Below are 16,262 nucleotides of genomic sequence, written 5' to 3'. Positions count from 1 at the left end.
CAAGGCGAAGGGAAGTCCCATGAAGGACGGTTTTATCACCGTAGCGGCAGTAACACCACATCTGCGCGTTGCCGACGTTGCCTACAATACTGAGCAAACCCTTGCGAGCATTCGCGAGGCCTATCAGGTAGGTGCGCAGTTTATCATCCTTCCCGAACTCGGTTTGACGGGCTATACCTGCGCAGATCTGTTTTGGCAAGAAACCTTGCTCGATGCGGCGCAACAAGCTTTGCGCGACCTTATCGATAAGACCAGCGATCTTGAAACCTGCATTTGCGTCGGACTCCCTGTGGTTGTGCAGCAAAAGCTCTATAATTGCGCAGCTGTTTTTAGTGCGGGACGGTTGCTGGGACTTGTGCCCAAGCAGGCGGTACCCAACTACAATGAGTTTTATGAGGCGCGTCATTTTACAGCGGGACCACAAGAGGTTTCGTCCATAGCATTTGCGGGAGCGCAACAGGTCCCCTTTGGCACGCGCCAGCTCTTCTCGGTAGTCAGCAATCCCGACGTATGCCTTGCGGTGGAGCTCTGCGAAGACTTGTGGATCGCGCAACCTCCTTCAACGCAGGCCGCGCTTGCTGGCGCGACACTCATTGCTAACCTGTCTGCCTCTCCCGAGGTGGTGGGGAAGAGCGCGTACCGCCGCTTGCTGGTGACGAGCCAAAGTGCGCGCCTTGCTGCGGGGTATGTCTATGCCAGTGCTGGTTGGGAAGAGTCCACCACGGACCTCGTCTTTGGCGGTCATAATTTGATTTGCGAGAATGGCGCGCTGTTGGCACAGACGCAGCCTTTTGGTGCGCATATAGCCATAGCTCAGATCGATATCGAGCGCCTAGTTGCCGATCGCCGCCGCGTTTCGACCTTTACAACACAGGTAGACCCACGTTCGCAAGGCTTTGTCACCACGACTTTTGACCTTGCGCTTGCCGACGTGACGCTCACGCGATACGTCGATCCGCACCCCTTTGTGCCTTCTTCTGGTGAGAAGCGCCAGCAGCGCTGTGAGGAAATCTTTGAAATTCAGGCGCATGGCCTGGCAAAACGTCTTATGCACACGGGGTCTCAACGCGTGGTTGTAGGGCTTTCGGGCGGCCTTGATTCCACCCTCGCGTTGCTGGTGTGTGCGCGAGCGTTTGATCTTCTCGACCTCGATCATGAGGGTATTCTTGCGGTGACGATGCCGGGCTTTGGCACGACCGAGCGCACGCATACGAATGCCTGCGAGCTGAGTCAGGCGGTAGGGTCGAGCTTGCTGGAGGTTTCGATCGTGGATGCCGTGCGCCAGCATTTTGCCGATATTGGCCATGACGAGAATATCCACGATGTGACGTACGAAAACGCGCAGGCGCGCGAGCGCACGCAGGTGCTGATGGACATTGCAAATCGCGAATCGGCACTGGTAGTGGGCACGGGCGACCTGTCGGAGCTGGCACTTGGTTGGGCCACCTATAACGGTGACCACATGTCTATGTATGCGCCGAATGCCTCCGTGCCCAAGACGCTGGTGCGCCATCTGGTGGATTATGTGGCCGATGTGTGTGAGTCGGAGGAGCTCTCGGCCGTGCTGCTGGATATTGTTGCGACGCCTGTTTCACCCGAGCTTTTGCCCGCGAGTGCTGATGGAAGCATTGCGCAAAAGACGGAAGAGGTGGTGGGGCCCTATGAGCTGCACGATTTCTTCCTGTACTATGTGCTTCGCTACGGTTTTATCCCCGCAAAGATTTATCGTCTAGCGTGCCATGCGTTTTGCTCGTCTTCGGGCGCGAGTCGTGCGGGTTCCAGCGCGTGTGTCGCCGCTCGCGGGGCTGTTGTCGCAAAAGGTCAGGCGTTCACGCATACCGCGTATGATAAGACCACCATTCTGCACTGGCTACGCGTTTTCTATAAGCGCTTCTTCCAGCAGCAGTTCAAGCGTAGTTGTTTGCCTGACGGACCTAAGGTAGGCTCTGTGGCGGTATCGCCACGCGGAGACTTGCGCATACCTTCGGACGCGGTAGCAGAGCTGTGGCTCAAGCAGCTTGATGAACTTGGCGCGGAGTAGTCCGAAAGGCGGGCTGAATCCAACAAGACAAGACGGGTTGAACCCAACATCCCTTGTTCAAAATCTGCATACATTAAAAATGAGCAGCGTAGAGCTTGTATATGAGGACTCTACATAAATATATGTGCCTTTTAGAGAAAATCTAAGTGTACATGATAGAGATTTTTTAAAAAACTGTGTATATTCTTTCAAAGCTGGGTACTATCAAAACAGTAAGTTCGTAGATGGTCTTGTAATCTGGCCACAAAGATGCGCACAGTAAGCGCATGGAGGGAAGGTTCACAATGAAACTTAAGCCATTGGGTGATCGCATTCTGGTAAAGCCTGCTCCTAGAGAAGAGAAGACCTCTTCTGGTCTGTATATTTCGAGTGGTGCACAGGAAAAGCCACAGCAGGGCGAGGTTATCGCCGTGGGCGCAGGCAAGCTTAACGATAAGGGCGAGCGTGTAGCTCCCGAGGTTAAGCCTGGCGACCAGGTATTCTATGGCAAGTTTGGTGGTAATGACGTAAAGATCGATGGCGAGGAGTACCTGCTTCTTCGCTCCGACGATATTTACGCGATTGTCGAGAACTAATAACGCGCACAGCGCAAAACGCACAGCGCAAACGCAAAACGTGAAGCTTGATACACAAACTTTCGGAGGAATCTTTTATGGCTAAAAATATTAATTTTGGCACTGACGCCCGTGCAAAGCTTGCCAAAGGTGTCAACACTTTGGCAGATGCGGTAACCACCACGATGGGCCCCAAGGGTCGTTATGTTGCTCTTGAGCGCAATTACGGTGCTCCCACCATTACCAACGATGGTGTTTCTGTTGCAAAAGAAATTGAGCTGACCGACCCTGTCGAGAACATGGGTGCTCAGCTGGTAAAAGAGGTTGCTACTAAGACCAACGATACCGTTGGTGATGGTACCACCACCGCAACTCTTCTCGCCCAGGTCATTGTCAACGAGGGCCTTCGCAACGTCGCCGCTGGCGCTAACCCTATTGCTATTCGTCGCGGTATTGACAAGGCAGTTACCGCTGTTGTCGAGAAGATGAAGAGCGCATCCAAGGAAGTTTCTACCAAGGAGCAGATTGCTTCCGTCGGCACCATTTCTGCTGGTGACCCCGAGATTGGTCACAAGATTTCTGACGCCATGGATGTTGTTGGCAAAGACGGCGTTATTACCGTTGAGGAGTCTCAGACCTTTGGCATGGACATCGACACCGTCGAGGGTATGCAGTTTGATAAGGGCTACATTTCTCCATACTTCGCAACTGACAACGAGACCATGTCGGCTGACCTCAAGGATCCTTACATCCTGATGACCGACCAAAAGATCACCAACATCCAAGACATCTTGCCTGTACTCGAGGCTATTCAGAAGTCTGGCTCGCCGCTGCTTATTATTGCCGAGGACGTCGAGGGCGAGGCTTTGGCAACGCTCATCCTCAACAAGCTTCGTGGCACGCTCAACATCGCTGCTGTTAAGGCTCCTGGCTACGGTGACCGTCGTAAGCGCATGATCGAGGACATCGCTGTTCTGACTGGTGGTCAAGTTGCTATGAAGGAGCTTGGCGTTAACCTTACCGACGTTACCGCCGAGATGCTCGGTCGCGCTAAGTCCGTTAAGATCACCAAGGACAACACCACGATTGTTGGTGGCGCTGGCTCCAAGGATGCCATTGACGACCGCGTTAACCAGATCAAGGCCGAGATTGAGCACACCGATTCTGACTTCGACCGCGAGAAGCTCCAAGAGCGTCTTGCTAAGCTCTCGGGCGGCGTAGCAATCATCAAGGTTGGTGCTGCTACCGAGGTTGAGCTCAAAGAGATCAAGCACCGCATCGAGGACGCTTTGCAGGCAACCCGTGCTGCTGTCGAGGAGGGCATTGTTTCTGGTGGTGGCGTAGCCTTCATCGAGGCCTCCGCCGCACTTGATGACGTAAAGACCAGCGATGCTGACGAGCTTATCGGCGTTAACATCATTCGCAAGGCTCTCGAGGCTCCTGTGAAGACCATTGCTAACAACGCTGGTTACGAAGGCTCTGTTGTTGTCGAGAAGATCAAGAGCTTGCCTGCTGGCCAGGGTCTTGACTCTGCTTCTGGTACCTACGGCGACATGATCGAGATGGGCGTACTGGATCCTGTAAAGGTCACCCGCACCACACTTCAAAACGCTGCTTCTGTGGCTTCGCTCATCCTTATTACCGAAGCTACCGTCTCGGATGTTCCTAAGAACACCACCATCGAAGAGGCCATCTCTGCTGCAGCAGCACAGGGCGGCCAGGGCGGCGGCATGTACTAAGCCACGCCTCCCGTAAGAGATACATAGTTATTCAAGAACTGCCTTGCCATCATCGCGATGAGCAGGGCAGTTCTTTTTTTATTACAAATTTCTGGAGTTATGCTCGCAAAAACGAACTATGCCCTCAGTACGGGGGTGCCCATACGCTGAAGCTCTTCAAGAATGACGGGATCATTCGAGTCGGTAATAATGGCCGAGAAATCCGTGATACTGGCAAAACGATAATTTTGCTCGCGGCCGAACTTCTCTTTATTAGCGAGCAAAAACTTATACGAGGCGTTGTGGATGACCTTCTCTTTAACGGAACCACTATCGACATCGCTTGCGGTAACCGCCTGATTCTGCAGGTTAATGGCCCCAACGCCAATAAACGCCTTCGAGAACAGCAGCGGCTCAAGAAGGCTAATCGTGGAAGAGCCCACAAAGCCATTGAGGTCGATGTTAAGTAGGCCTCCAATGGCAAGCGTCGTAATATGCGGCGCGGTGGAAAGAATTTTGATCACATCAAGCATGTTGGTGGTCACAATCGTTCGCTTAGAGCCCTGCGCCAAAAGCTTGGCAATTTCGATATTCGTTCTGGACAAATCAAGAAAGATTGAGTCGCCATCATTGATTTCGTAGTAGGCGCGCTGCGCAACGAGTTTTCTGCCTTCGTCCTGCTCGGGGTCGTCCTGCTCGGAAATATGGCCGAGCGAGAAGTTCGGCGAAGCGCCCGCTTGCGCCTCGGTTGCTTGCGCTTCGGCTGCCGCCTGCATGGCAGCGTCCATTTGTCGTACGGTATCGTCTTCGTTCAGGCGGTCGTAGACATGGCGCGGAAACGACATCATCTGCGAGAAAAATGTCCCAGGTTCATGGGCTTCATCAGGGCTTTTGTCGTGCGCGGAGACGGGCTTCTCGTCAAGAAATGCTGCACTTAAACCACGTGATTCGAGATATGTTTTTACGAGTTGAGGATCGTCACCCTCGAGCGCTCCGCCGTAGACGCGTTTGCACAGGCCCTTTTTTGCGAGGTATTGCAAGTCCTTGCGAATGCTGTCGGCACCCACTTGATAGAGTTTCGCAAGGTCGTCCACCTCTACACGATGCTGTGAGTGTAGCATATGCAAAATATCAGCGTGACGTTCCCGGCGAAACAACTTCGACTTCCCTTAATGACTTAAGCTTCTCGGATGGTACATACAGTGCGGACGATACAAACGGTGCGGACGCGTGCAATGGCTCGCGCATATCATTGTCATTGTAATGCAAGGTCTTTGCTATAGAACTACCATTTTTGCCCGAAAAACTACCGAATCTGGAAAAATCTGGAAAAAACGATAAAAAATCATGGAAGTTTTTAGAAAACATTGATAAGATACACAACGTAAAGGGTTTTGCTCTCATGCGCGCGGATGAGCGCGGATACGCGTGTCTGCAGTGAGTCGCAAGCGCGCCTACAGCAACCCAAGCCGCACGTACGTAGCGCGCACCCGCAGTGCGCGTACGCATGATAGGAGTTCTCACATGCTGATGGAAGAAATGCTGAGTAAGGACAATATTCAGATCATCGACGGCTGTGCCGACTGGGAACAAGCGGTGCATGTCGCCGTAAATCCCCTGGTAGATGGCGGTTTTGTCACTCCAGCATATGCCGTGGGTATTATCGAGAACACCCACAAATACGGACCCTATTTTGTGCTCGCGCCAAACCTCGCGCTGCTCCACGCGCGTCCCGAGCAGGGTGTAATTCACCAGCAGCTCGCAGTCTGTGTGCTGCGCAAAGGCGTGGTGTTCAAAGAAGGAGATGATCCCGTTGCGGTTTTGGTAACCCTTGCTGCCGAGAATCCCAACGACCACATCGACGTGATGAAAATTTTGGCAACGATGTTTTCCGATCCTCAAAAGATTACGCAGATTGCACAAGCGCAATCGGTCGAGGAGATCTACAACTTGTTTACAAACGTGACTGTATAGGACAGCACGAGTGATGAAAGGGGTGTGTGATGGCGTTACTCGACTTTATTATTAACATTTTGTCGACTCCCGCTATCCTGGTAGGCTTGCTTTCTTGTTTAGGTTTAATCCTGCAAAAAAAGCCTATTGAGGACGTTATTAAAGGAACCCTCAAGACCATTGTTGGTTTTTTGGTTTTGGGAGCAGGCGCCAGCTTCTTGCTTGGTAGCTCGCTGAACGCATTTGGCCAGATATTTAACTATGCCTTTAACATGCAAGGCGTTGTGCCTAACAACGAGGCGGTCGTCGCAGACGCACTGAAGAACTTCGGTGTCAGCTCGGCTATTATCATGGCCATCGGTATGGTATTCAATATTATTTTGGCGCGCTTTTCTCGCATGCGTTACATCTTCCTTACGGGTCACCACACGCTGTATATGGCGTGCATGATCGCCGTTATTCTCGGCGGCGCTGGTCACCTCGAGGGTTGGATGCTCTACCTTGCAGGTGGTTGCTTGCTCGCCTTCATCATGGTGCTGTCGCCCGCATACTGCCAGATTACCTTCCGCAAGGTGACGGGCAGCGACTCGGTAGCCTTAGGTCACCTTGGTGGCTTTGGGTACTGGCTTGCTGGCATGGTTGGCCGCTTGTTTGCCAACGACCCCAAGCGTAAGTCGACGGAAGAGATTAACTTCCCCAAGCGTTTGATTTTCCTGCGTGACACCACGGTTTCTATTGGTATTACCATGGCTGCGCTGTTCATTATCGTCACGGGCATTGCGGTTGGCCGCGGCCTTCTGGTCGAGGGCCCCGCCCTGTTCCAGAGCGACCCCGAGGCCTTCCAGGCACAGTTTGGCTTTCTCAAGGACCTCATGAACATCGGTACCGAGACCAAGGTTAACTGGATTGTATGGGCCTTCTCGGGTGGCTTGGCCTTTGCTGGTGGTGTCTACATCATCTTAAGCGGTGTCCGCCTGATCATCGGCGAGATCGTTCCCGCATTCAAGGGCATTGCCGATAAACTCGTCCCAGGTGCAAAGCCTGCTTTGGACTGCCCCATTGCATATACCTATGCACCGAATGCTGTAACCATTGGTTTTATCAGCTCCTTTATCGGCGGTATTGTTGGCCTGTTTATTCTGGGTGGCATTAACGCTACGATCCCTGTGGCCCTTATCCTTCCTGGCGTTGTACCTCACTTCTTCTGTGGCGCAACGGCTGGCGTCTTTGGTAATGCCGAAGGAGGCGTCAAGGGTTGCGTAGCTGGTGCTTTTGTACACGGCTTGCTCATTACCTTCTTGCCTGCTATCTGCATGCCCGTATTTACGGCACTGGGTTACAGCGGCGCGACCTTCTCGGACGCAGACTTCTCGTGGATGGGAATCGTCTTTGGTAACGTCATCAACTACGCCAACGGCATGACTCTGATGCTCATTTGTGTTGCCGTCTTCCTGTTGCCGATTATCTACAACTTCGTTGCTCCCAAGAAGGAGAAGCAGGAGTAAGGTAGGTTTTGTAACGTAGGTGTGCACCGCAGGTTTTACTGCCTTTACTATGAAGCCGGCGCCGCAGGTGTGCGTCGGCTTCATTTGTAGCATCCTATGAGGAAACATCGTCGAAAAGAAAAAGGAGCGATCATGAAGGTTCAAAAAATTCTATGCTGCTGTGGGTCTGGTTTGGGTTCCAGCCTGATTGTGCACATGAACACCGAAGAAATTGTAAAAAAGCTGGGCTATCCCGACATTCAGGTGGATCACACCACTATTTCGGACATTACCCCCACGGCCGCTGACCTGTTTGTTATCGGCAATGACCTCAAAGATTTTATCAGCGAAATTCCTGACGATCGCAAGGTCATTATCATGAACATTTTGGATAAAGACGAGCTGGAAGCCAAGCTCTCAGAAGTGTTGGAAGCATTAAAAGATAAATAAGTTTGCGCACCTAGGTTTGAGAGCGCTTGCACCGCAGCTTGGCGGTGCTTTTGTATGTGCTGCTTGTGTGAGCGCCTACGTGCGCCCATGAGTGCGTTTGTGTTTGCGGTATGTGGAAGGGAAGTGTTGCGTGGATACACACGAGTTACAAGAAATGCAGCTTTTTGCTACTAAATTGCGCCGTGATGTGCTTGCTCTGTTGCAAAAGCGAGGGTATGGACATGTGGGAGGATCGCTTTCGTTAGCGGACCTCTATGCGGTGCTTTACAAAAAGCACCTGAAGCATCGTGCAAACGACCCGCATTGGGATGGTCGAGACCGCATTGTGCTTTCCAAAGGACACGCGGGTCCTGTTATGTATGCCTGCCTTGCCGAAGAAGGCTATTTCCCAGCTGAGTGGCTGTATACACTCAATGACGGTGGCACGCATTTGCCGTCGCACACCGATCGCCTGAAGACGCCTGGCGTTGATGTGACTACAGGCTCGCTGGGGCAGGGTACCTCGCAGGCCGCGGGCGTTGCCTATGCACTACAGCTGTTGCACAAGGACACCTACGTCTACCTCATCGTGGGCGACGGCGAGCTCAACGAGGGACAATGCTGGGAAGCCTTTGCCTTTATCGCCGCAAAGCGCCTCGATAAGTGCATCGTGTTTATCGACGATAATAAAAAGCAGCTCGATGGCACGACCAAAGAGGTGCTCGATCCCTTTGATATTGCCGAGAAGATGCGCTCGTTTGGATTTCATACACAAAAGGTCAACGGGCAGGATGTCGAAGCTATCGACGCTGCCATTACCGCAGCTAAACAGCATCACACTTCAGCAAACGCGATCGTGCTTGATACCATAAAGGGCGCGGGCGTCCCCTGGTTCGAAAATGCTAAGGATAACCACTCCATGAAGTGGAATAACGACGAGATCAATGAGCAAACCGCTAAAGCGCTTGCGAGCCTAGATCAACGCATTGCAGCGCTTTCGTTTGAGTTGCAGGGTCATGCCATGGCCTGCGCCTGCTCGGATGAGGCGCGCGACGAGGTCAGTGCTTGCACCGCACGCATTCAAACTTCTGCAGGAGGTGAGGCATAGTGTTTAGCCTAGTAAAAGATGTACAGACAAAAGGCCCCGCTCATCGCGATGTGTTTGTACATACGCTTCTTGATTTAATGAAGGACAATCCGCGTGTGGTGTGCTTGGAGGCCGACCTCGGTGGCGCTTCGAACACGCTCAAAATCGCAAAAGAGCGCCCCGAGCAATTTATTGAGGTGGGCATTGCCGAGCAAAACATGATTGGCATTGCTGCGGGCATGAGCTCGGAAGGCTTCATTCCGTTTTGCCATTCGTTTGGCCCCTTTGTCACTCGCCGATGCTTTGACCAGATCTTTTTGTCGGGTGGCTATGCGCACAATCCCATAACCGTATGGGGTTCCGACCCTGGCTTTACTGCTGGTGGCAACGGTGGCACGCACACTACCTGGGAAGATGCAGCCCTTATCCGCATGATACCAGGCTCTGTTATTGTGGATCCTGCCGACGCGACACAGCTCGAGTGGATCATTCGAGAGTTTGTGCGCCTGTCGAGTTTTGCTGCAACGACGGCATCTGCCGAGAAGACCAACGAGCCAACCGCCGAGAAGCCCAGCAAATCCACCAGCGCAATACCCGACGCAGCATCCTGCATGCGCTACATACGTACCACGCGCAAAGATACCTACAACATTTACGAACCAGGTTCAACCTTTGAGCTTGGCCGCGGCAATATTTTGCGCGAGGGGAGCGATATTCTTGTCATAAGTGCAGGTCAAGTGCTTAAAGATGCGCTTGATGCCGCACGTATGCTCGAAGACGAAGGCCTTTCGGTAGAAGTGATTGACATGTTTTGCTTCAAACCGCTGGATCGCAAGCTTGTGATTTCTGAAGCGGCGGGCAAGAAGGCCGTAGTGACGTTCGAAAATCACAGCATTAATGGTGGTCTTGGCTCTGCGGTTGCAGAAACGCTTGCGGAAGCGGGTATCGCGGTACCTTTTAAGCGTCACGGTATCTGCGAGATCTTTGGGCAGGTTGGAACACCTGACTGGCTGCAAAAAGAATACAAGCTTTGCGCCAGTGATCTTGTCGCTACGGTACACGCTTTGTTGAAGTAAGCGGACGCGCAATCGACGCGACGGTGGCGCTGCGACGGTGGCGATGCGATCCGCACGACGCGAAGACTGACGCGATCAACCCACGTGACGCAAACACCACGATGCAACCAATCACACAAAGGAGCGCATGACATGAAACCCTTAAACGAATATATCGATCATACGCAGCTTAAGGCCAATGCCACACAGGCCGATATTCAAAAGCTCTGCGATGAAGCGAAGCAATACAACTTTAAGACAGTGGCCATCAACAGTTATTGGGTACCTTTTGCGGCAGCCTGCCTCAAGGATTCGAAGGTTGGGATCACCGCCTGCATCGGATTTCCGTTGGGTGCTGCAAGCAGTGCCTCCAAGGCTTTCGAGGCTCATCAGGCCGTGCTTGATGGGGCCACGGAAGTCGACATGGTCATTAACGTGGGCGAGCTGCTCGCGGAAAACTACGACGCTTGCACCGCCGACATTAAGGCGGTTGTCGACGCTGTGCCTACCACTCCTGTAAAAGTTATTTTGGAGTGCTGCCTTTTGGATGACGAGAAGATCGTCGCCGGTTGCAGATGTGCTATGCGCGCAGGCGCAGCATTTGTGAAAACCTCGACGGGCTTCTCGACAGGCGGAGCAACGGTGCATGCCGTGGAACTCATGCGTCAAACGGTCGGCGAGGTGTGCCAAGTTAAAGCCGCAGGTGGTATTCATGGCAAAGAGGAAGCTTATGCTATGATCGAAGCTGGAGCGGATCGCATTGGCGCAAGCGCCTCAATCGCCATTTGCTCGTAAGACGAGAAATTCGCGGGACAAGAAACCAACGGGACGAGAAAGGACGAACAGCATGGAACTGATTTTGGATACAGCTGATGTGCAGGAAGTGAAGCGCCTTTCGGAGCTTTTGCAGGTGACGGGTGTGACAACCAATCCAACCATCATTACCAAGAGTGGCAAAACGCCCGAGCAGGTTGTTGACGAGATGCTCTCGGTGCTCAACGACGACCAACTCTTCTTTATGCAGGTCATTGCCCAGGATTTTGAGGGAATGATGCGCGATGCCCGCAAGATACATGCGCTTCGTGCCAAAAACGTCCTCGTAAAAATCCCTGTGACTCATGCGGGCCTTAAGGCGGTTAAAGCTGCCAAGCAGGAAGGCATGCGCGTGTTGGCCACAACGATTTATTCGGCAGACCAGGGCTTCTTTGCTGCAATGAATGGTGCGGATTATTTGGCGCCGTACGTAAACCGCATGCAGTCGTTTGGCGACGGCTTGGGCCAGGTCAAAGACTTGTTGCAAATGCTCAAGCTTCAGAATTTGCCCACTAAGATTGTCGCTGCCTCCTTTAAGAATTCGTATCAAGTGCACGAGCTTATCGCCGCAGGTATTCAAGCTGTGACGGTTCCACCTTCGGTGGTGTGGGATATGCTCGATCATCCTGGGACGACCTCTGCTGTCGACGGTTTTAGCGAGGCGTGGCACGCCGCCTATGGTCGCGACGAGGTTCTGTAACGCCGACGAGGTGCTGTAGCGCACAAAGACAATTTTGCAACGCTTAACCAAGTACTTCCCTGTTAGCGTGTGGATGCTTGCCACAAAAAGCTGCAGGGGAGTACTTTTTGTTTCGGCTGCGCATCTGCGTTGTGCATGAGCTCAAAGAGCATTTCGCAGGCCAGTGCTCCCTCTTGGTAAATAGGCTCAACGATGGTCGAAATCGAAGGCGTTGTAAGCTGGCACCACTCGGCATTGTTCAGGCCGAGAAGCCCGATGCGCTCGGGAATCAAGTGAGCCACAGGCGTAAGCGCTCGAAAAGAGCGCGAAAGCATCCACTGATGCGGTGTAAAAATAAGCGTCTTTTTGGAGGGTACAATCACGTTTTTGAGCTGTTCTTGCAGCTGAGCCACATCGGGCGTGGTGTGCGTTACCGCGATGCCCGTGTAGTGCAAATCATGCGTATTGAGCGCGTTTACAAATCCCTGCAGCCGTTCGGCGCGCGTGCGCGTATTGGACGCAAAGCCATCGCTGTCAGAATCCGACGCCGCGAGCAACACAAACGAATCGTAGCCCTGCTCTATGCAGTGACTAATAGCAGAATACACACCCTCATACAGGTTGGTTTTGATCCAGCAGGTGTTGAAGTCGTACAGATCAGTATCGTAAAAAACAACCTTTTTACCAGCGGCTTCGATGCGCTTACGGATGGTCATAAACTGCGAAGTTGGCTGGATGATAAACCCGTCAACGCCGAGGGAGAGCATTTTTTCGACATACATCGACTCGACTTCGGGCCGAAAATTAGAGTTGCACAAAATGGTTTGATACGCATGTTTGAAAGCGACGCTTTCGATGCCGCTAATGAGTTTACCGCTCCAAGCGTTGGTATTATCGAGAATAAGCACCGCAATAACACCCGTGCGTGCATCTTTTGCAGACAACATACGCGATTGTGCATTAGGGACATAACCCGTTTGGATGATGGCCTGCTTGATCTTATGACGAGTCTTCTCGCTCATGTGCTCAAAGCGACCATTCAAATAGTACGAAACGGTTGCCGTTGAGGTTTTTGCGAGCCGTGCAATATCGGTAATAGTCACTGCAGTGCGAGTCATAGCCATCCTTTGGGTGTCACGGTAAGAACGGTGTCGCGTTAAAAACGCTGTCGAATGGTGCACCAATGCAAAAACGCTGTCGAATGGTGCATCAATGCCTACGTAAAATACTACTCGATATCGCACATAAAACCGCAGCTACCGTTGGCGGAATAGTGCAAATACTTCTTGACTTTTTTGTAACAGTGAAAAATACCATATTAACCCCTTAGTTAAACGTTTAACTAAATTTCTAAAAATTCGGCATCTATCTGCGTTTACAGAATAGCCGTTGCGTCAATGCACCCGTATTTTACACTAAGTGTAGCAAGACGTTTCTAGGCAAAAGAAACCGAGCAAACACCCAGAGAGATTCTTTGCAACGAATTTTGCGGTGAAACGTGAACGTTCAATGAAGAAGCGTAAGGGGGTGAGTTATGAAAATCGTTGCAGTAACAGCATGCACTGTCGGCATTGCCCACACCTTTATGGCACAGAAGGCTATCGAGGACGAGTGCGAAAAACGAGGCTTTGAGTACAAGGTCGAGACGCAGGGTGGCTACGGCGCAGACAACGAGCTCGATGAAGATGACATCGAGTCTGCTGATGGCGTTTTGTTAGCGATTGACGTGGGCATTGAGGGTGACGAACGCTTTGACGAGAAGCGCGACGAGGATCGCGTACTTGTTGTAGGTTCGGCTGATGTTATTCGTGACGCCGCATCGGCGATTGACGAGTTGCTCGAACTTATCGGCGAGTAAACAAGCAATAAAGCACGTGTCGAGTAAGTGTTGTTCTCTTGGAAAGGAACAAAATGGCTTCGGAGAAAAAACAGAAGGGGTTGTTCGATAACTTGGGCAAAGACCTGCTCAAAGCTTTCAATACGGGCGTATCGTACTTTATCCCCATTGTGGTCGTCGGCGGTGTGTTTTTAGCATTTTCTCTTGCGTCTGGTAAAGCAGGCGCGGGTGGCATGGAGCTCACCAATCCCTTCATGCAGAATTTGAACGTGATTGGTATGGCTGGTATCAAGATGATGATCCCAGTCATGACAGCGTATATTGCATATTCGCTTTCGGGTAAGCCCGCTTTAGCGCCAGGCTTTATTATGGGTTACCTCGTGAGCAACCCCGTTATGGTTGGCGAGACGGAAGTTTCGACTGGCTTTTTGGGTGGCATGGTTTTGGCCATCTGTGTCGGTTACTGGGTTAAATGGATGAAGACCTGGAAGGTCAACGATGTTATCCGCACCATCATGCCCATCCTCATCATCCCGATCCTTACCTCGCTGGTCTGGGGTCTTTTGTACGTCTACGTATTAGCTGTGCCCCTGGGCGCCTTTATGGGTTGGCTGACAGACCTCCTCAAGAATTTGCAGGGTGGATCCGCTGTTGTCCTCGGCATCGTCATTGGCCTTATGACCGCCTTTGATATGGGTGGCCCTGTTAACAAGACGGCCTCTACCTTTACCATGGCCCTGATGACCACGGCTGTGTATGGCCCTAATGGCGCATTTCGCGTTGCCGTTGCGGTACCGCCTTTAGCCTGCGGCATCGCCGCCCTTCTCGCTCGCAATAAATTCGACGAGACCGACCGCCAAATGGGTGTCTCGGCCATCTTCATGGGTTGCATCGGCATTACCGAGGGAGCCATCCCCTTTGCAGTTAAGGATCTGGCACACACGCTGCCAGGCATCATGATCGGTTCGGCTGTGGGTGCTGCGCTGGCCGTTATCCAGGGCATCGAGTGCTTCGTGCCTCACGGTGGTTTTATCGTCGCATTTGCCACGAATAACATGCCCCTGTTCTGTTTGGACATCGTTATTGGTGCGCTTGTCGGCGCGGTCATCCTGATTGTCATGAAGCCAAAGCTGGCTGCAGACGCAAAGTAAGCACCTTGAGCGCCTGACGAGAAGATCGCGCGAAGGTCGCTGCGCTTACGTGCGCTGACACGCGCAAGGTACGATACATCACGAGCAAAGTAGTACAAGTAGTAAATTTCGAATTAGGAATGGAAGGATCTTCATGGAAAAGCTCCCTATCAAGAAATGTGTTGAAGGAATGCTCAAGCTGCAGGAGTCTGGAACATCGTCGACTATTTTAGGCATTGGACCTATGTCTCCCAACCTGTTGCAAGCGTCATTCGAACTTGCGCGGGAGCACGATTTCCCTCTGATGTTCATTGCAAGCCGCAACCAGGTTGACTCGGACGAGTTTGGTGCTGGCTACGTCAACGGCTGGGATCAGGTTCGTTTTGCTGCTGACATTAAAAAGGCTGCCGACGAGGTCGGCTTTGACGGCCTGTACTATTTGTGCCGCGACCACGGTGGTCCCTGGCAGCGCGACGAGGAGCGCAATGCACACCTACCCGAGGACGAGGCTATGGAGAAGGCCAAGGCTTCCTATCTCGCTGACATTAAAGCTGGCTTTGACCTGCTGATGATTGACCCCACCAAGGACCCCTTTGTCATTGGCAAGGTTATCCCCCTGGACGTTGTCGAGCGCCGCACCGTCGAACTTATCGAGTACTGCGAGCAGCAGCGCCGTGCGCTAGGCCTTCCCGAGATCGGCTACGAGGTTGGCACCGAAGAGACCAACGGTGGCCTTACGTCTGCCGATAAGTACGAGGAATTCATCAAGTACTTGCAGGTAGAGCTTGGTCGTCGCAACCTGCCCATGCCCACCTTCATCGTAGGACAGACGGGTACGCTCACCCGCTACACCGAGCAGGTTGGGCACTACGACTTTAAGAACGCCATTGAACTTTCGCACATGGCCGCACGCTACGGCGTGGGCCTCAAGGAGCACAACGCCGACTACATGGATGACGTCACCTTGCTCGAGCACATTCCTGCTCGCGTGACCGCCTCAAACGTCGCGCCGCAGTACGGTACCGAGGAGACGCGTGCATACCTGAAGCTCTGCGCGGTTCAGGACATCTTGGTGAAAGAAGGCCTTTGCAAAGATCCTTCCAACTTGAAGGAAGTCTTGCTGGTCAAGGCCATCAAGACCGAGCGTTGGCGCAAGTGGATGGTGGGCGAGCAAACCAAGCTGCAAGTCGCAGATATTCTCGCCGACGAAGAACTCTCGCTAAAAATTCTTGATATCTCTGGTCATTACGTTTTTAATGATAATGAGGTTAAAACAGAGATGGATAAGCTGTACACTAACCTTACGGCCGCTGGTATTGATGGCAAGCGTTTTGTGATCGAACACATCAAGCGCCCCATCCGCCAGTATGTAGAGTGCCTGAACCTTGATCATTTGACTTCTCGTGTATGCGCTGCGCTTGAAGACTAAGGTGAGAAGTTCGGTGTAAGTCTGGGCGGCTGGCAAATGATTGCTGGCCGCTC

The 16,262-nt window shown here is 52.4% G+C and carries 15 protein-coding genes; 13 read left to right on the top strand and 2 right to left on the bottom strand.

All coding sequences use genetic code 11. The features are described from left to right. Positions 1-19: 19 nt before the first annotated feature. The 3 genes from HMPREF3192_RS02650 to groL all read left to right on the top strand — a co-directional run bounded on the left by HMPREF3192_RS02650 (position 20) and on the right by groL (position 4,334). The gene (locus HMPREF3192_RS02650; RefSeq protein ID WP_066305076.1) at positions 20-2,041 is read left to right on the top strand and encodes an NAD(+) synthase; all 2,022 of its coding nucleotides are present in this window, start codon (positions 20-22) and stop codon (positions 2,039-2,041) included. Positions 2,042-2,325: 284 nt separating this feature from the next. Next, on the top strand, positions 2,326-2,616 hold the full coding sequence (gene groES / locus HMPREF3192_RS02645; protein WP_066305075.1) for a co-chaperone GroES: 291 nt from the start codon (positions 2,326-2,328) through the stop codon (positions 2,614-2,616). Positions 2,617-2,693: 77 nt separating this feature from the next. Then, positions 2,694-4,334, top strand: a complete 1,641-nt coding sequence (groL, locus tag HMPREF3192_RS02640) for a chaperonin GroEL (protein WP_066305072.1) — start codon at positions 2,694-2,696, stop codon at positions 4,332-4,334. A gap of 116 nt (positions 4,335-4,450) precedes the next feature. Here groL and HMPREF3192_RS02635 read toward each other — a convergent pair whose 3' ends face one another. Continuing rightward, positions 4,451-5,407: a DeoR/GlpR family DNA-binding transcription regulator gene (locus HMPREF3192_RS02635; RefSeq protein WP_231723336.1), complete on the bottom strand. Its 957-nt coding sequence runs from the start codon at positions 5,405-5,407 to the stop codon at positions 4,451-4,453. 430 nt (positions 5,408-5,837) lie between these two features. Here HMPREF3192_RS02635 and HMPREF3192_RS02630 point away from each other — a divergent pair, with 430 nt between their 5' ends. The 7 genes from HMPREF3192_RS02630 to HMPREF3192_RS02600 all read left to right on the top strand — a co-directional run bounded on the left by HMPREF3192_RS02630 (position 5,838) and on the right by HMPREF3192_RS02600 (position 11,834). Continuing rightward, the gene (locus HMPREF3192_RS02630) at positions 5,838-6,287 is read left to right on the top strand and encodes a PTS sugar transporter subunit IIA (protein WP_066305069.1); all 450 of its coding nucleotides are present in this window, start codon (positions 5,838-5,840) and stop codon (positions 6,285-6,287) included. A gap of 29 nt (positions 6,288-6,316) precedes the next feature. After that, positions 6,317-7,771 (top strand): PTS ascorbate transporter subunit IIC, encoded by a 1,455-nt coding sequence (locus tag HMPREF3192_RS02625; protein ID WP_066305067.1) that lies wholly within the window; start codon positions 6,317-6,319, stop codon positions 7,769-7,771. 132 nt (positions 7,772-7,903) lie between these two features. Next, positions 7,904-8,200: a PTS sugar transporter subunit IIB gene (locus tag HMPREF3192_RS02620; protein WP_066305066.1), complete on the top strand. Its 297-nt coding sequence runs from the start codon at positions 7,904-7,906 to the stop codon at positions 8,198-8,200. Between the two features lie 130 nt (positions 8,201-8,330). Next, positions 8,331-9,287, top strand: coding sequence for a transketolase (locus HMPREF3192_RS02615; RefSeq protein WP_066305065.1), 957 nt, complete (start codon positions 8,331-8,333; stop codon positions 9,285-9,287). After that, complete coding sequence (locus tag HMPREF3192_RS02610) at positions 9,287-10,342, top strand: transketolase family protein (protein WP_066305064.1); 1,056 nt, start codon at positions 9,287-9,289, stop codon at positions 10,340-10,342. Before HMPREF3192_RS02615 ends, HMPREF3192_RS02610 begins: the two co-directional genes overlap by 1 nt. Positions 10,343-10,474: 132 nt before the next feature. After that, positions 10,475-11,116 (top strand): deoxyribose-phosphate aldolase, encoded by a 642-nt coding sequence (deoC, locus tag HMPREF3192_RS02605; RefSeq protein ID WP_066305062.1) that lies wholly within the window; start codon positions 10,475-10,477, stop codon positions 11,114-11,116. A gap of 52 nt (positions 11,117-11,168) precedes the next feature. After that, a complete protein-coding gene (locus HMPREF3192_RS02600) occupies positions 11,169-11,834 on the top strand; it encodes a transaldolase family protein (protein ID WP_066305060.1) in 666 nt (221 codons plus the stop codon). 62 nt (positions 11,835-11,896) lie between these two features. Here HMPREF3192_RS02600 and HMPREF3192_RS02595 read toward each other — a convergent pair whose 3' ends face one another. Then, positions 11,897-12,931 (bottom strand): LacI family DNA-binding transcriptional regulator, encoded by a 1,035-nt coding sequence (locus tag HMPREF3192_RS02595; protein ID WP_066305059.1) that lies wholly within the window; start codon positions 12,929-12,931, stop codon positions 11,897-11,899. 416 nt (positions 12,932-13,347) lie between these two features. On the opposite strand from HMPREF3192_RS02595, the gene HMPREF3192_RS02590 reads away from it, so the two are divergent. The 3 genes from HMPREF3192_RS02590 (at position 13,348) to HMPREF3192_RS02580 (ending at position 16,209) form a co-directional block, all read left to right on the top strand. Beyond that, complete coding sequence (locus HMPREF3192_RS02590; RefSeq protein ID WP_066305057.1) at positions 13,348-13,671, top strand: PTS fructose transporter subunit IIB; 324 nt, start codon at positions 13,348-13,350, stop codon at positions 13,669-13,671. A gap of 53 nt (positions 13,672-13,724) precedes the next feature. Further along, positions 13,725-14,801, top strand: a complete 1,077-nt coding sequence (locus HMPREF3192_RS02585) for a PTS fructose transporter subunit IIC (protein WP_197414545.1) — start codon at positions 13,725-13,727, stop codon at positions 14,799-14,801. Between the two features lie 133 nt (positions 14,802-14,934). After that, positions 14,935-16,209, top strand: coding sequence for a class II D-tagatose-bisphosphate aldolase non-catalytic subunit (locus HMPREF3192_RS02580; protein ID WP_066305055.1), 1,275 nt, complete (start codon positions 14,935-14,937; stop codon positions 16,207-16,209). Positions 16,210-16,262 lie beyond the last annotated feature (53 nt).

Origin of the sequence: Atopobium deltae, from assembly GCF_001552785.1 — a bacterium.
Classification (GTDB): Bacteria; Actinomycetota; Coriobacteriia; order Coriobacteriales; family Atopobiaceae; genus Atopobium; species Atopobium deltae.
This window is presented reverse-complemented; position numbering and strand designations above follow the sequence as displayed.

Excerpts from the sequence above, each read along its gene's own strand:
- deoC (WP_066305062.1), top strand. The coding sequence starts at position 10,475 with ATGAAACCCTTAAACGAATATATCGATCATACGCAGCTTAAGGCCAAT.
- HMPREF3192_RS02590 (WP_066305057.1), top strand. The coding sequence starts at position 13,348 with ATGAAAATCGTTGCAGTAACAGCATGCACTGTCGGCATTGCCCACACC.
- HMPREF3192_RS02595 (WP_066305059.1), bottom strand. The coding sequence starts at position 12,931 with ATGACTCGCACTGCAGTGACTATTACCGATATTGCACGGCTCGCAAAA.
- HMPREF3192_RS02630 (WP_066305069.1), top strand. The coding sequence starts at position 5,838 with ATGCTGATGGAAGAAATGCTGAGTAAGGACAATATTCAGATCATCGAC.
- HMPREF3192_RS02620 (WP_066305066.1), top strand. The coding sequence starts at position 7,904 with ATGAAGGTTCAAAAAATTCTATGCTGCTGTGGGTCTGGTTTGGGTTCC.
- groL (WP_066305072.1), top strand. The coding sequence starts at position 2,694 with ATGGCTAAAAATATTAATTTTGGCACTGACGCCCGTGCAAAGCTTGCC.
- HMPREF3192_RS02650 (WP_066305076.1), top strand. The coding sequence starts at position 20 with ATGAAGGACGGTTTTATCACCGTAGCGGCAGTAACACCACATCTGCGC.
- HMPREF3192_RS02625 (WP_066305067.1), top strand. The coding sequence starts at position 6,317 with ATGGCGTTACTCGACTTTATTATTAACATTTTGTCGACTCCCGCTATC.
- HMPREF3192_RS02580 (WP_066305055.1), top strand. The coding sequence starts at position 14,935 with ATGGAAAAGCTCCCTATCAAGAAATGTGTTGAAGGAATGCTCAAGCTG.
- HMPREF3192_RS02600 (WP_066305060.1), top strand. The coding sequence starts at position 11,169 with ATGGAACTGATTTTGGATACAGCTGATGTGCAGGAAGTGAAGCGCCTT.
- HMPREF3192_RS02585 (WP_197414545.1), top strand. The coding sequence starts at position 13,725 with ATGGCTTCGGAGAAAAAACAGAAGGGGTTGTTCGATAACTTGGGCAAA.
- groES (WP_066305075.1), top strand. The coding sequence starts at position 2,326 with ATGAAACTTAAGCCATTGGGTGATCGCATTCTGGTAAAGCCTGCTCCT.